Origin of the sequence: Gordonia ajococcus, assembly GCF_012974285.1 — a bacterium.
Classification (GTDB): domain Bacteria; phylum Actinomycetota; class Actinomycetes; order Mycobacteriales; family Mycobacteriaceae; genus Gordonia; species Gordonia amicalis.
Genome location: NZ_CP052884.1, coordinates 1,101,399 through 1,115,274, shown reverse-complemented (window position 1 = coordinate 1,115,274; position 13,876 = coordinate 1,101,399). Strand labels below are relative to the sequence as shown.

The window sequence follows — 13,876 nt, the reverse complement described above, 5'->3', positions numbered from 1 at the left end:
TCTCTGGTTGAACCGATACGACGCACGGGTGTGCATCACATCGACGATTAGGTTACGTGGTCGTGGGGCAACAATCCAAATCGACCGAGGTGCACGACCCCAATGAGCGCGCGCAGGCCGCCATGGACGCCATCGCGGCACGCCACCTGCAGCGCGCGTTCGGGTTGCCGGCGACGCGCACGGCGGCCGTCGCCTGGCCGATCGGATTCGTCGCGGCGCACCTCGGATCCTGGCACTACTGGTGGCATGCGCATCTCGTCGACCTTCTCGTCGACGCCGCGATCCACCGTGTCGAGGGTGACCGCTCCTTCGATCCGCACATCGCCGACGACGCCAACCGGGTACTGCGCGGGATCAAGGTCCGCAACCTCGGGCGGTGGACCAACAACTACTACGACGACATGGCCTGGCTCGGCCTGGCGATCGAACGAGCCGACCGCCACCTCGACCTCGACCACCGGCGGGGCCTGGAGACCCTGACCCGACGGATGCTCGACGCCTGGGTCCCCGAGGACGGCGGCGGAATCCCGTGGCGCACCACCGATCAGTTCTTCAACGCCCCCGCAAACGGCCCCGCCGCGATCCTGGTCGCCCGCACCGGCCACGTCGAACGCGCCGTCGCGATGTGCGACTGGATGGACGCCAACCTCATCGACCCGAAGACCCACCTGGTCATCGACGGCCTGAAGAAGCAGCCCGACGGTTCGCTGAAGGCCGAGACCGGCACGTACACCTACTGCCAGGGCGTCGTACTCGGCGCCGAACTCGAGGTCTTCCGCGAGACCGGTGAACAGCGTCACCTGGACCGTCTGGCCCGGCTTCTCGGGGCCGTCGAGAAGCACTCGTGCACCGACGGGGTGATCAACGGCGGCGGAGGCGGCGACGGCGGCCTGTTCCACGGGGTGCTCGCCCGCTATCTGGCGCTCGTCGCCACCGATCTGCCCGAGGTCGGCGGATCGGATGAACTGCGCGCCCGGGCAGCCCGGATCGTGACCTCGAGCGCCGACGCGGCCTGGGCCAATCGCACGGAGATCCGCGGGCACGTGGTCTTCCCCAGCGACTGGCGCCGCAGGGCCGTCGTACCAACGGCTTCCGGCAAGAAAGCCCAGTTCGTCGCGGGTGCCGTGACGCCGTCGGAGGTCCCCGAACGTGACCTGTCGGTGCAGCTGTCGGCCTGGATGGTCCTCGAGGCCGCCGCCGCGATCGACCTGTCGCTGCCCGAACGTGATCGTTCGTAGATCCCCCGATGGTCAAACCGACGCCACCCGGTTAGCCATCCGATACCGAAGCTGAGCTATTCTTCAGCGAACGTGTGAGGTGACCTGGAACACACCGGATCCCAAGCAGTCGGATCCGCCTGGCGCCCACGACCGACACGACGGGGCGTCGGTGTCCACCCGGCCATCTCGACCAGCAGCACACACGGTGTGGCACCCCACCCCAGGCAGGGTGATGCACCATGACGTATCAGCTGGATCCCGCGGAACGACGCGCGCGCCCGGTTCCCTCGCCACTTCCCTCGCGGCGCATCACCGAAGCGCCCCACTTCGGCACCCTCCCCCTCGGCGACCCCACGGGTGGCGCCGACGCCATCCGCTGGCGTGAACAGGTCGACGGCAAGCAGCTGTACCCGCGCGTCGTCATCGATCGTGACGTCTCGATCACCATGAGCGACGGTGCCGTCCTGCGTGCCACGGTGATCCGCCCGGCCAACCGGTTCGGTCAGACGGTTCTCACGCCCTACCCCGCGATCATCAACATCAACCCGTACAACCGGGCCGCCATCGACTTCGTCGATCAGGCACTGCACGCTCCTGTGCTCGGCAAAGCCCTGCACACGGCGTCGGCGTCGATCGACGCCAGCGGCACCGCACTCGAGGGCCTCACGACACTCACCCAGACGCTGTCCGGCGGGGTCTTCGACGTCTTCGGCATCAACCGCAACCTGGTGCGCAGCGGCTACGTACAGGTCGTCGTCGACGTACGCGGTACCGGAGCCAGCCACGGCAAGTGGCAGATCCTCGGCCCGCGTGAGCAGCAGGACTCGCTGGAGATCATCGACTGGGTCGCCGAGCAGGAATGGTGTGACGGAACCGTCGGCCTGGCCGGCTGGTCCTATTCGGCGATCAACTCGCTGCAGGCCGCGGACAAGCGACCGCCACAGCTGAAGGCGGTCTTCGCGGTCGAGGGCTGCGACGACATCGTGCGTGACATCTACATCACCGGCGGGATGCCGTCGGCGTTCATCCCGGTGTGGTTGTCGGCGGTCAACATGCTCAAGTGGGTTCCCAACCCCGCCAACATCGTTCGTGACATCGTCAGCGGCCACGCTCTGCGGTGGGCCATCGACCGGGTGAAGTCGCCGGCCACCGATATCCCCTCGCTGCTCTGGGGTTTCCTCACCGCGCGCGACCCACGCATCTTCGACGACCCGTATTTCGACGAACGCGACCCGATCGTCGACCGCATCGAGGCCCCCACGTTCACGGTCGGCGCATGGCACGACCTGTTCGGTCGCAGCGCCACCGGTGTCTACGAACGACTGAAGATGGAACCGGGCCGCAAGCAGATGATCGTCGGCGACGGCTATCACCTCGACGTCGGCTCGGGCTACGGCGGCAAGTTCGCGCCGCCGCGACTCGACGTCCTCGAACGCGCCTGGTTCGACCGTTGGCTCAAGGGGCACCGCAACGGAGTGGAGTTCTACGGTCCGGTCACCATGCTGCAGCAGGGCGGCGCGTGGACGGCCGGACAGAACTTCCCGCGGCCCGGCGTGGCGCCGACCCGGCTCTACCTGACGCCGGACACCTCGTCCACCGCCGATCACGCCGTTCATGACGGAACGCTGGGTTCGACTCCCGCACAAGGTGTCTCATCGCTGCACATCCGTCCCGACACCCGCGGACTGCGGTCGCGCGACATGACCCAGGTGACTGCCGGCGCAACGATGGTCCTCGGCGCCGACTACGCCAAGGACGCTCGTTTCCAGGAGCGGGGTGCGCTGTCGTTCACGACGGCACCGGTTCTCGAGGCGACCCCGGTCAGCGGTGCGATGAACCTGCGACTCAACGTCGCGACCACCGCGCACGAGGCGATCTGGGCGGTGACCGTGAACGACGTTGCGCCCGACGGCACGTCGACCGTACTCACCAACGGCGCACTGTCGGCGTCGAATCGCGCCCTGGACCGCAGCAAGTCGACGTACACCACCGACGGCAGCCTGCTGTCGGCGCACCACTACCTGTCCCACAAGCACAAACTGCCGGTCCCGGCCGACGAACCGGTCCGCATCGATGTCGACCTCGTCCCCACCGACGCGGTACTGCAACCCGGCCACCGTCTGCGCGTAGACGTCTACGCGGCCAGCCTGCCGCGCTACCTCACCGTCGTGCCCGACCTGATCAAGGCACGCGGCCGCAAGCAGCGCCTGGTCCTCGACCCCGCGCATCCGAGTTACCTCACGTTGCTCGCCGGTGAGGGGTTGCGTTCCGACCTGGAGGACGCCGCCACCGTCTGACATCCCGATCCTGCGACCAGCCATTTGGGACGAATATTTTCATCCGTCCCATTGACTCTGCGGCGCCGGAGACCTACGTTTCGATGACAGCCCTGTTCGAAACGTCTCCGATCGGAGTGCACGTCCGATGACCACCTCACGGGTCGCCTCCACCGCACCGCAGGCGCCCCCGGGCCCCGCCGCGCCGATCCCCCCTGCACCGCTCCCCACCGCGACGACGATCCCGACGCGACACCCATCGGGTCCGTGCAAGATCCCGACCGGCCTGTGGGCCGTCGGCCTTCTGCTGGGCCTGCGTAAACCCGACCGAGAACTCTTCCGCCACATCGGCGAGCTCCTCACCGTCGGCGACGAACCGGCCGATCGCCTGGTCGAGTGGATGCACACGGCCGGGATGACGCAGGCGCGTCCGCTGTTCGAGCAGGCGCTGGAGAACGGCATCGCTTCGGTGACCGACGCCCCGGCTCCGCTCCGCGAGTTCTTCGAGGTCTACGAGAAGACCCCGGACTGGGTCGACCGGGACCTGATCGAAGAGGGTGCCCGGATCATGCGCAGCGGCGGCGCCGACGGCCTGTACGTCGCACGTGACGTCGCGTTGCTGGGCGGCTACCAGTTCTCCGGCTTCAACCAGACCCTGTTGCGCACCGGCGCATTGGAGAAGGGTTCGAACAAGCGCTTCGCCGAGACCACCCAGTGGGCCACCGACGTCATCACCGAGAACGGTTTGCTGCCACAGGGAGTCGGCTATCGATCGACGCTGCACGTCCGGCTGATCCATGCATTCGTCCGACGCCACGTCGCCGCCCTCCCGGACTGGGATTCCGACGCCTGGGGACTTCCCATCAACCAGACCGACATGGCCGCGACGCTGATCGGGGCGCTCGTCTCGCCCAGCCTCGGAGCGGTGATGATGGGACTCGTCAATCGGCCCGGCGAGTACGACGCCGTCGCACACCTCACGCGGTACACCGGTTGGCTTCTCGGCGTCCAGGACGAGTTCCTGCCCAGGGATTTTCGCGACGCGATCCGTGTGCTCCACCAAACCTCGTACGTCCTCTCGACCCCGGATGAGACGACCAGGCAGCTCTCGGTTCCGATGGCCGACGACCCACTCCAGTGGGACTATCGCCGGTTCGCGGGTCTGCGGCGCAAGATCGCGCGCTCGCAACATCTCTCGATCACCAGCGCGTTCCTCGGACGAGGTGCGATGCACACCCTGGGACTGCCGTTCGTCCTGCCGTGGTATCCGGCGATCCGGTTCCCCGTCAACATCATCCGTTCGATCGCCGCCCAGCGACCGGGAGGACGGGAACGGGCCGCGGAGCGTGGGATGGCCGAACAGCGCGAGTTCATGCGGATCATGGCCGGGGGCGATGCGACGATCGGCCATTCGGCCAAGGCGATCACCGGCCACTGAACCCGATCAGCCGATCCCCGAGTCGGCGAGGACGACGCGGAAGACGAACGCCGCCTCGGGCCCGAGGACCATACCCACGAGTTCGATGAAGGTGAGCACGAAGCCTCGTCCGTGTCCCGGGCCCCTGGAGTCGTCGAGATGATGGGCGAGTTCGTGCAGAACGACCAGCTCCCGTAATGCCCACCGCCCCTCGGCCGACGACGGGATCGCGATCTCGGCGCGCACGAGTTCGTTTCCGGACACCGTCGTCGACCGGGCGTAGTGCGCCGAGCTCTGACCTCGGCGCTCGCGTACCGACACGGGCTCGGCGGCGCGCGGGAACCGCGATCGTACGCTCGGCAGCTCCAAGACCCGCCGCACGTAGTCACGCACCGCCTCGATCGAGGCGAACCGGGCCTCGGCCGGCAAGGTGAGTTCGGTCCCGGCCAGCTGCACGGTGCGCGACGACGACGCGGTGTCGAAAAGCCGGAACACGAGTCGCTCGGCGTCGTAGTACCGGGCACGCCCGGTGTCACGGGGGCTCACGGCATCACCAATGATGATGAGGGTCCGCTGTACCCGATGGGAGTCTTCATGCGCCGTCCCGACGTGCGCGCGTTCGCCGAACGCGTGCTCCGACTCCCTGGTGCGACGCTCAGCCTGCGCATCCTCACCGACATCGCCCGCGGTGACGTGACCGACCGGGCGATGACCCTCGCCGCGCAGGCGTTCACCTCGATCCTGCCCATCGTCATCCTGGTGCTCACCCTGCCGGGCACGGACGTCGTCGACGACGCGCTGACCGAACTCGGCATCCCGGTGAGCCGCCTCGACCACACGTCGGTCGACGACCCGCAGTCCTTCGCCACCTTCGGGGTCATCGGCGCACTGATGACCATCGCCGGCGCCACCTCCCTGTCACGTGCACTCGGCCGAATGTATGTCTCGATCTGGGGTGTCACCAAACTGCCATGGCGAGCGTTCTGGCGTTGGGTGGTCGTGTTGTTCCTCATCCCGGCCGCCGTGACCGCGCAAGGATTGTCGACGGGATTGCGGGCCGAATCGCTCTTCGGCATCTATCTCGGGGGCAGCGGGCTGCTCGGCATCGTGCTGATCTTCGTGGTGACGGTCATGATCTGGTCCGCCACGTTCACCGTGATCCCGCGACTGCTGGTCTCCACCCAGGTCCCGCTCCGCCTCCTGGTGCTCAACGGCGTGGGCACGGGCCTGCTGATCACGGTGCTGCTGGCCGGGAGCCGCGTCGCGCTGCCCACGCTGGCGTCGAGCACCATCCGCTACTTCGGCACGCTCGGCATCGTCTTCGTCGCGATCGGCTGGCTGTTCGTCTTCGCCGCGATCCTGGTCGTGACCGCCATCGTCGTGCATGCCGTGGTCACCGACGAGGGCCGCGTGGGACGCCGGGTTCAGCGGTGGGCGGGAACGCCTACACCGTTCACCGTGCCGACCGCCTCCTGGTACCGCCCGCCGGTGTGAGCTCCGGGCCGCCCGCTCTCGCACGATAGGCGCTGCCTATCCATCCCCCCTCGTCACCGTCCGCGCCCGACACTGTGTCTGCGCAGATCGTGAACCGGAGGGGACACCATGACCGCAGGAACCGCACGACACCATCCAGATGACCGCCCGGATCGGTCGCTGCCGGAGGCGATCTCGTCGTGAGCCGGATCGAGCTTTCCGGACTCACCAAGGATTACGGGTCCACACGAGCGCTGAACTCGATAGACCTCGACGTCGCCGACGGCGAGTTCATCGTCTTCCTCGGCCCCAGCGGATGCGGCAAGTCCACGCTCCTGCGGATGATCGCCGGTCTCGCCGAGCCGACCGCGGGTGAGATCCGGATCGACGGCCACGACGTCACCGATCTGCCGCCCCGAGACCGGCGTCTCGCGATGGTGTTCCAGAGCTACGCCCTGTATCCGCATCTCACTGTCGCCAAGAACGTCGCGTTCCCGCTGCGGGCCCGGTCTGTCCGGCGCGCTGAGATCACCGGACGGGTCGAGCGGGTGGCGTCGTCGCTCGCACTCACGGAACTGCTCGCACGCCGCCCGGCAGCCCTGTCGGGCGGACAACGCCAGCGCGTGGCCCTCGCCCGTGCGATGGTGCAGGAACCGGGCGCTTATCTGATGGACGAACCGCTGTCGAATCTCGATGCCCGGCTGCGTTCGGCCACCAGGACCGAACTCGTCGACCTGCACGATCGCATCGGCGCCACGTTCCTGTACGTCACCCATGACCAGATCGAGGCCATGTCGATGGCGACGCGCATCGTGTTGCTCGACTCGGGCCACGTCGAGCAGGTCGGCGCGCCCGACGAGCTGTACGACCAACCCGCGTCGACCTTCGTGGCCGCGTTCCTCGGCGCCCCGCCGATGTGCCTGTTCGACGCCGTGGTGGCCTCCGAGAACGACCGGATGGTGGTGCGCGCACCCGGGATTCACCTACCGATCGACCTGCCCACGCCGGCCGGCGGATATGCCCCGCACGAGGTCACCGCCGGAATCCGGCCGGAACGGATGGTGCTCGACCCGCGCGGCCAGATCGCCGCGGAGGTCCTCACCGTCGAGAACGTCGGCAGTGACGAGGTCCTGCACCTGCGCGCCCACACCACGACATTGCAGGCCCGCGTCCGACGCCCGACGGCGCGCGCGGGCGACCACATCCGCCTGTCCGTCGCTGCCGGCGACATCCATCTCTTCGACCGGTCCAGCGGCCGGCGTCTGCAGTGGAAGCCGGACACCTCCACCACCCGCGAGAACACCCTCATCCGACAAGGAGCAGCATCATGAGTCGCAGGTCCCTGCGTCGCAGAGCAGTGGCGATCGTCGCCGCACTCACCACCACCGCCGTCGTACTGTCCGCCTGCAGCATGGGTTCGACCGCCGGGGAGGGAACCGCCGTCGCGGTGCCCGAACTCGATCCGGCCCAGAAGGTCACGATCGTCTTCGAGAGCTACAACTACGGTCTGGCCGGTGCATGGACCGACACCTTCAACACACTGATCGCCGATTTCAGCAAGAAACACCCCAACATCACCGTCAAGGCCCAGAAACCGCAGGGCAACAGCCCCAACCCCGCCCGCGACGCCATCTCGAGCGTGCAGAACCAGTCGGTGGCCGGCTCGGCCCCCGACGTCGCACAGCTGGGCTTCGGCGATTTCGGTTTCGTCGTCGACCAGCTCGGCGCCCAGCCACTCTCGGCACTGTTCGGCACCGACGCCGTCGAAGCGCACTTCTCCGAGCGCCACCCCTACGCGTCGAGCGTGCGAACGCTCGGTGTGTCCGACGGCGTCACCTTCGGAATTCCGTTCGTGATGTCGACCCCGGTGTTCTATTACAACGCCGACCTGTTCCGCCGCGCCGGCCTCGACCCCGACAAGCCTCCCGCCACGTGGGACGAGGTCGCCGGAGCAGCCCGTGCGATCGCCGCCCGGACCGGCAAGGGCGGCGTCTACATCGACTGCCTGACCAAATCGGCCACCGACTGGGGCTATCAGAGCCTGATCCGTTCCGCCGGCGGACAGGTCATCTCCCCGGACCGCACCACCTTGTCATTCGCCGACCCCGCCGCGATCGCGGTCACCACGATGGCCCAGCAGCTCGTGAAGTCCGGTGGCACACCGGCATTCACGCAGAAGCAGGGTTACGAGGCATTCACGCGTGGCGACATGGGCATGATCCTGGAGAGCAGTTCCATGCAGGCGACGTTCCTCGGGGGCGCGAAAGACAAGTGGGAACTACGCGCGGCACCGATGCCGGCCTTCGGCCAACATCCCACGGTACCCACCAATTCCGGTGTGGCACTGTACATCTTCGCCAAGGACCCAGCCAAGCAGCGGGCGGCGTGGGAGCTGATCCGCTATCTGACCGGCAACGACGCGTTCACGACGATCGCCAAGGGCATCGGATACCTGCCGCTCCGTACCGGCCTCGTCGACGACCCGGCTCACCTGAGCGAATGGGCACGCGAGAACCGCGGGCTGATCGATCCGAATCTGGATCAGCTGCAACGACTCGAACCCTGGCGGTCGATGCCGGGCAACAGCTACAAGCAGATCCAGAGCAACCTGATGACAGCCGTCGAGAAGGTCGTCTACCAGGGTGCCGACCCACAGGCCGCGCTGAGCGAGGCGCAGCGCCAGTCGACCCGATTGATGCCGGCTCGATGAGTACGACGGACTGCACCATCTTGCAGCTGACCGACACCCACATCGTGCCCCCGGGACAGTTGCTGCGGGGCGTCGTGGACAGCGCCCGCAACCTCGGCGAGGTGCTCGAGCGGATCGTCGCCTCCGGCAGGCGCGTGGATGCGCTGCTGTTGTCGGGTGATCTCACCGACAACGGGGACGTCCGGGCCTACCGCAGGTTGCGCGACCTCGTCGAGCCCGCGGCCGGGTCGATCGGCGCACAGGTGATCTACGCGATGGGCAATCACGATGCACGAGAAGCATTCCGGATCGGATTGTTCGACCAGCCGGGTGATCCCGATGCGCCGCACGACACCGTGCATCTATTGCGCGGAACCCGGGTGATCACCTTGGACAGCACCCGTCCGCGCCGGCATGACGGATGGCTTGAACCCGAGCAGCTGGCCTGGTTGCGCGACGAGGTGGCAACGCCCGCACCGTCGGGCACCACGGTGCTGGCGCTTCACCATCCGCCGTTGCGATCGGCGATCGCGCCGATCGACCTGCTGCGCCTGCGCGAGGCCGACCGGCTGGCAGAGGCCCTTGCCGGATCCGATGTGCGGATGATCGTCTGCGGGCACTCGCATCTCACCGGAGGCGGTTCACTGGCGGGGATCCCGGTGTGGGTCGGGCCGGCACTCGCCTACCGTCTCGACACCCTCGCCCCGGTGGGGCGGCATCGGGGGCACATCGGATACGGCTTCAGTCGCATCGACGTCGTGGACGGCACCGTCGTCGCGACCGCGGTCGAGGCCACCCCGACCGAGACGGTGTACGACGCCGACGAATCACAGACGCTGGCGGCACTGCGTGAGCCGGCACGTCAGGACTGACCCGTGCTGATTCCTCTCGGCAACCCCTCTCCGTCCGGTACGACGCCCCGGGATGTGCCCGCTGCCGCGCCCACCCGGGTACGACGACCATCGCGTGGGCGCATCCTCCGCCGCGCGACACCGTACATGTATCTCGCCCCGGCGGTCGCGTTGCTGGTGATCTGGACGTACCGGCCACTGGCGCAGGCCGTGCAGCTGTCGTTCCACTCGTGGAACCTGCTGCCGGACAACCCGATGGTCGGGGTCGGCGGGGACAACTACCGGCGGCTCACCGAACTCCCCGAGGTCGGTGAATCCCTTTGGCACACAGTGGAGGTCATCGTGGGACTGTTGCCCTTCGCGGTACTGGCCCCGGTCGTGATCGCGTTTGCGAGCCGCAGCGTCACCGGCCGGATGCGGGTGATCTACCAGAGCGTCATCTTTGCACCGTTCCTCGTCGCGCCCGTGGCATCGGCGGCGGCCTGGCGGTGGCTGGCCGAACCGGAGGACGGTGCCATCAATCGCGTCCTCGGTCTCGAGGTCAACTGGATCAACGACACCCGGACGGCGCAGCTCGCGATCATCGTGATCACCGGGTGGCATGTCGTCGGCTTCGCCGTCCTGGTCGTCACGGCCGGCATCGCCGGCATCAACCCCGACTACCACGAGGCCGCCCGCGTGGACGGTGCCACGAACGCGCAGATCGACCGGTGGATAACGCTGCCGCTGCTCTCTCCGTCCCTCGTGCTCCTGGCGCTGCTCACCGTGCTCCTGAGCGCGCAGTGGACCTTCCCACTGATCGACACCCTCACCCAGGGTGGTCCGTCCGGTGCCACCACCAACGTGTACTACCTGTTGTGGGAGTACGGCTTCCAGACCTTCGATGCCGGCATGAGTGCGGCGATGGGCATCGTCGTCTTCGTCCTGTTCGGACTGCTCGCCGCCGGGCTGGTCCGCCTATCGGAACGGGTGACCTTCCATGACGACAAGTGACCTGCGGACCCACGACCTGACCGGCGCCGCCACCACGCGTGACGCCGCGACAGCGGTGGGTGCGGTTCCCGCCCGCGAGTCACGCGCCCGCGGCGTCACCCGCGGTGCACGGATACGCGGTCACCTCGTCCTCGCCACCATCGCGGTGGCCTGCGGGTTCCCGATCTACTGGATGGTCGCGACCGCGCTGCGACGACCCGAGGACCAGTACTCGCTGGCCCCGCTGCCGTGGCCGCTGTCATTCCAGAACTTCGCCGACGCGGGGGCGCAGACCGATGTAGTCCGTCTGCTGCTCAACACCTGCGCGGTCGCCACCGGCTCGATGGTCGCGCAACTACTCGTCGCGTTGCTCGCGGCCTACGGATTCGCCGTCTTCGAATTCCGTTTCAAGGGACTGCTCTACCTCGGTTTCGTCGGCACCTGGCTGGTGCCCTTCCAGGTCACGATGCTGCCGAACTACGTTCTGCTTCAGCAGCTCGGTCTGCTCAACACGCTGGCCGGCGTGGTGATGCCGACGATGTGCTCGGCTCTCGCCGTGCTCATGCTGCGCCAGCACCTGGAGTCCTTCCCCAAGGAGCTGGTGACGGCCGCCGAGTTGGACGGCCGGGGGTCGTGGTCGATCCTGTGGACCGTGGTCGTGCCCAACCTGCGGCCGGCGCTGGCGGCGCTCGGAATCCTCCTGTTCATCAATGCGTGGAATGAGTACTTCTGGCTCGCGATGATCCTGCAGCGGGCGGGTTCGGTCGTGCAGATCGGCCTGCGGAGTTTCATGACGGCCGAGGGCACCAACTGGGGCGCGATGATGGCCCTTGCCGGGATGACCTGCCTCCCGGTGTTCGTCCTGTACCTGCTCATGCAACGCCACGTCGTCAACGCGTTCGTGCGCTCCGGACTGAAGTAGGCGTCGGGTCTTGCTCGAGGTGCCCGCATTCGCGTCATCCCGACGAGCACGCGAGTCGCCCGCGTCAGCCGACCAGACGCCGGGAGTCGGCCTCGTCGCCCAGGCAGTCGAGAAAGCGAGCGACCACCGGGCTGGTGTCGTCGGCACGCCACACGGCGTACAGGTCGATGACCGGGATCGGGTCGAACAGCTTCACCGCGACGGGTCCCGGCCCCGGGACACCCCGTCCCACGGCCACCGCACGCGGCAGCGACGCGAAACCGACCAACGGTTTGGCCGCCACCATGTAGGCAGCCGCGCCCGGATCGTCCGCTGTGCCGGCGAGGGTTATCTCGATACCCGCCTCGGCCGCTGCCCTCACGATCGAGTCGTACATCGCGGGGGTCTGTTCGCGCTGGAACAGCAAACACTGCTCGGCGGCGAGTTCGGCGAAGCGCACCCCGGACCGCCCGGCCCACCGATGGCCGCGGCCGACGATCGCCACGATGGGGATGTCGGCGAGCAACCGACGCGACCGGAACTGTCGGGTGTGCGGACGCCCGTACGCCAGGGCGACGTCGAGCGTGCCGTCCGACAGTGCCGCCAGTTGCGGTCCGGTCCGCTTCTCCCACAGCGAGATCGAGATGTCCGGATAGTCCTTGCTCATCCGCGTCATCACCGTCGGCAGGACGTGGTGTCCGGCCGGCAGGTTGTATCCGACGTTCAGCGACCCGGACAGCCCCTCGGCGGTGGACTTGGCGCTGGTGGCCGCTTTCTCCATCTGCAGGACGATGAGCCGGGCGTGGGACTCGAAGGCCTCACCGGCCGAGGTGAGTTTGACCTCGTGCGAGGTGCGCTGCACGAGCTGCACGCCCAACGACCGTTCCAGTTTCTGGAGCTGGGCGCTCAATGACGGCTGGGTGAGGTGGAGACGGGCAGCGGCCCGGCCGAAGTGGAGTTCCTCGGCTAATCGCGAGGAACGAAACCAGGTGCCTGAATTCCACGGATTCCCCCTTGGTCAAGCCGTGATGCGGTCAGGTGATCACGCTATCGACACCGACTAACGTGCGGTGAACTCCGGGCGAAGCCCACCTGTCGGACGGATCCCTGGCCGCAGCACCCTCGATCGGCGAGGGGTCGAGCGCCGTCAGGCCTCCAGAGCCCCTCGGGCACCGCCGAATTCGCGGTCGGCACCGATCTTGGCCCGACGCCCCGCGCGGTCGCCCGCCTTCCGTGCGGCCTCGGAGTAGCCGGCCGATGCACTCGACGGTCGCCACGTGCCGCGTGCGGTGGACTCGGTCTTGTAGAAGTCGGTGACCTCGAGTTCCTTGTTGAGCAACGCCAGCGCCGTCGAACGTTCGGGCTCACCGGACCTCCGCTCGGCGGCGAGGGCTTCTTCGCGGGCGGCGTCGCGCGCCTCGGTGAGCCGCTTGCCGATGCGTTCGGCGAAGGCCGATTGGAAGTTGAGTCGCGCCGTGATGGGCGACAGCGGTTTCTCCTCGATCACCCGGCGGGCACGCCATCCGCTGCCCTTCGTGACGACCCGCGCGAATGTCTCGCCCTTGTACGCCCCCGACCTCAGGTAGGCGTCGCTGGCGGCGACCATCTGGATGATCAGCGACGTGTAGAGCGCCTCGCAGGCGTCGATGTCGGCCTCGTAGCCGTAGGCGAGGACGAAGGTCGAGTTGCTCGCGACGTCGACGGTCACGTCGTTGGCCGCGGTGATGGCCACGAACAGTTGCACGTAGGTGCGCAGGCCGCGCTTGCCCGGCTCGCCGATCTTGATCTGCCGCGAGATGGGGGTGGCCTTCTTGCGGGCGGCCGGATCGTGCGCGCGGGCCACGGCGAGATCGATCGACGACGCCGTGGCCAGACGCTGTGCGGCCTGCATGAACGTCTCGGCTTCGTGCTCGTTGTCGGTGTTCTCCGCCTGTCGCAGGAGGGCGGAGATCCGGGTGAGCAGCTTGTCGTCGCGCATGTATTTCAGACTATCCAGCGGCCCGATCGGTTCCATCGGGCCGCCGACGGGCCGGAAAGGCCAGGGTCGGGAGCTCCGCCCGCGGACAACCAGCGGGCG

General features: G+C 67.8%; 12 protein-coding genes. 9 read left to right on the top strand and 3 right to left on the bottom strand.

What is annotated here, in order from left to right; all coding sequences use genetic code 11:
* The first annotated feature begins 62 nt into the window (after positions 1-62).
* From GAA2_RS05115 to GAA2_RS05105, 3 genes are all read left to right on the top strand, one after another.
* Complete coding sequence (locus GAA2_RS05115; protein ID WP_024499807.1) at positions 63-1,238, top strand: glycoside hydrolase family 76 protein; 1,176 nt, start codon at positions 63-65, stop codon at positions 1,236-1,238.
* A 221-nt stretch (positions 1,239-1,459) separates the two neighbouring features.
* Positions 1,460-3,517, top strand: a complete 2,058-nt coding sequence (locus GAA2_RS05110) for a CocE/NonD family hydrolase (RefSeq protein WP_006435320.1) — start codon at positions 1,460-1,462, stop codon at positions 3,515-3,517.
* Positions 3,518-3,644: 127 nt separating this feature from the next.
* Positions 3,645-4,934, top strand: coding sequence for an oxygenase MpaB family protein (locus tag GAA2_RS05105; protein WP_006435319.1), 1,290 nt, complete (start codon positions 3,645-3,647; stop codon positions 4,932-4,934).
* A 6-nt stretch (positions 4,935-4,940) separates the two neighbouring features.
* Here the strand turns inward: GAA2_RS05105 and GAA2_RS05100 are convergent, their stop codons facing one another.
* Positions 4,941-5,459, bottom strand: a complete 519-nt coding sequence (locus tag GAA2_RS05100; protein ID WP_006435318.1) for a TIGR04338 family metallohydrolase — start codon at positions 5,457-5,459, stop codon at positions 4,941-4,943.
* 48 nt (positions 5,460-5,507) lie between these two features.
* Here GAA2_RS05100 and GAA2_RS05095 point away from each other — a divergent pair, with 48 nt between their 5' ends.
* The 6 genes from GAA2_RS05095 to GAA2_RS05070 all read left to right on the top strand — a co-directional run bounded on the left by GAA2_RS05095 (position 5,508) and on the right by GAA2_RS05070 (position 11,820).
* The gene (locus GAA2_RS05095; protein WP_006435317.1) at positions 5,508-6,407 is read left to right on the top strand and encodes a YhjD/YihY/BrkB family envelope integrity protein; all 900 of its coding nucleotides are present in this window, start codon (positions 5,508-5,510) and stop codon (positions 6,405-6,407) included.
* Between the two features lie 179 nt (positions 6,408-6,586).
* Positions 6,587-7,717, top strand: a complete 1,131-nt coding sequence (locus tag GAA2_RS05090; RefSeq protein WP_006435316.1) for an ABC transporter ATP-binding protein — start codon at positions 6,587-6,589, stop codon at positions 7,715-7,717.
* Entirely contained in the window at positions 7,714-9,096 is a 1,383-nt protein-coding gene (locus tag GAA2_RS05085) for an ABC transporter substrate-binding protein (RefSeq protein ID WP_191834764.1), read from the top strand. Before GAA2_RS05090 ends, GAA2_RS05085 begins: the two co-directional genes overlap by 4 nt.
* Positions 9,093-9,947, top strand: coding sequence for a metallophosphoesterase (locus tag GAA2_RS05080; protein ID WP_006435314.1), 855 nt, complete (start codon positions 9,093-9,095; stop codon positions 9,945-9,947). The genes GAA2_RS05085 and GAA2_RS05080 overlap by 4 nt, the downstream gene beginning before the upstream one ends.
* 3 nt (positions 9,948-9,950) lie before the next feature.
* Positions 9,951-10,919 carry a carbohydrate ABC transporter permease gene (locus GAA2_RS05075; RefSeq protein WP_006435313.1) on the top strand — a complete coding sequence of 323 codons (969 nt, stop codon included), beginning with the start codon at positions 9,951-9,953 and terminating at the stop codon, positions 10,917-10,919.
* On the top strand, positions 10,906-11,820 hold the full coding sequence (locus tag GAA2_RS05070) for a carbohydrate ABC transporter permease (protein ID WP_006435312.1): 915 nt from the start codon (positions 10,906-10,908) through the stop codon (positions 11,818-11,820). The genes GAA2_RS05075 and GAA2_RS05070 overlap by 14 nt, the downstream gene beginning before the upstream one ends.
* A 64-nt stretch (positions 11,821-11,884) precedes the next feature.
* Here GAA2_RS05070 and GAA2_RS05065 read toward each other — a convergent pair whose 3' ends face one another.
* Together GAA2_RS05065 and GAA2_RS05060 are read right to left on the bottom strand one after the other, a co-directional pair.
* Positions 11,885-12,709 (bottom strand): LysR family transcriptional regulator, encoded by an 825-nt coding sequence (locus tag GAA2_RS05065; RefSeq protein ID WP_374978477.1) that lies wholly within the window; start codon positions 12,707-12,709, stop codon positions 11,885-11,887.
* Positions 12,710-12,946: 237 nt separating this feature from the next.
* Entirely contained in the window at positions 12,947-13,777 is an 831-nt protein-coding gene (locus GAA2_RS05060) for a DUF2786 domain-containing protein (protein ID WP_006435310.1), read from the bottom strand.
* Between the last annotated feature and the right edge of the window lie 99 nt (positions 13,778-13,876).

What these genes read in the sequence shown, in the direction of transcription:
- GAA2_RS05095 (WP_006435317.1), top strand. Translation starts at nt 5,508, where the DNA reads ATGCGCCGTCCCGACGTGCGCGCGTTCGCCGAACGCGTGCTCCGACTC.
- GAA2_RS05070 (WP_006435312.1), top strand. Translation starts at nt 10,906, where the DNA reads ATGACGACAAGTGACCTGCGGACCCACGACCTGACCGGCGCCGCCACC.
- GAA2_RS05085 (WP_191834764.1), top strand. Translation starts at nt 7,714, where the DNA reads ATGAGTCGCAGGTCCCTGCGTCGCAGAGCAGTGGCGATCGTCGCCGCA.
- GAA2_RS05110 (WP_006435320.1), top strand. Translation starts at nt 1,460, where the DNA reads ATGACGTATCAGCTGGATCCCGCGGAACGACGCGCGCGCCCGGTTCCC.
- GAA2_RS05105 (WP_006435319.1), top strand. Translation starts at nt 3,645, where the DNA reads ATGACCACCTCACGGGTCGCCTCCACCGCACCGCAGGCGCCCCCGGGC.
- GAA2_RS05060 (WP_006435310.1), bottom strand. Translation starts at nt 13,777, where the DNA reads ATGCGCGACGACAAGCTGCTCACCCGGATCTCCGCCCTCCTGCGACAG.
- GAA2_RS05080 (WP_006435314.1), top strand. Translation starts at nt 9,093, where the DNA reads ATGAGTACGACGGACTGCACCATCTTGCAGCTGACCGACACCCACATC.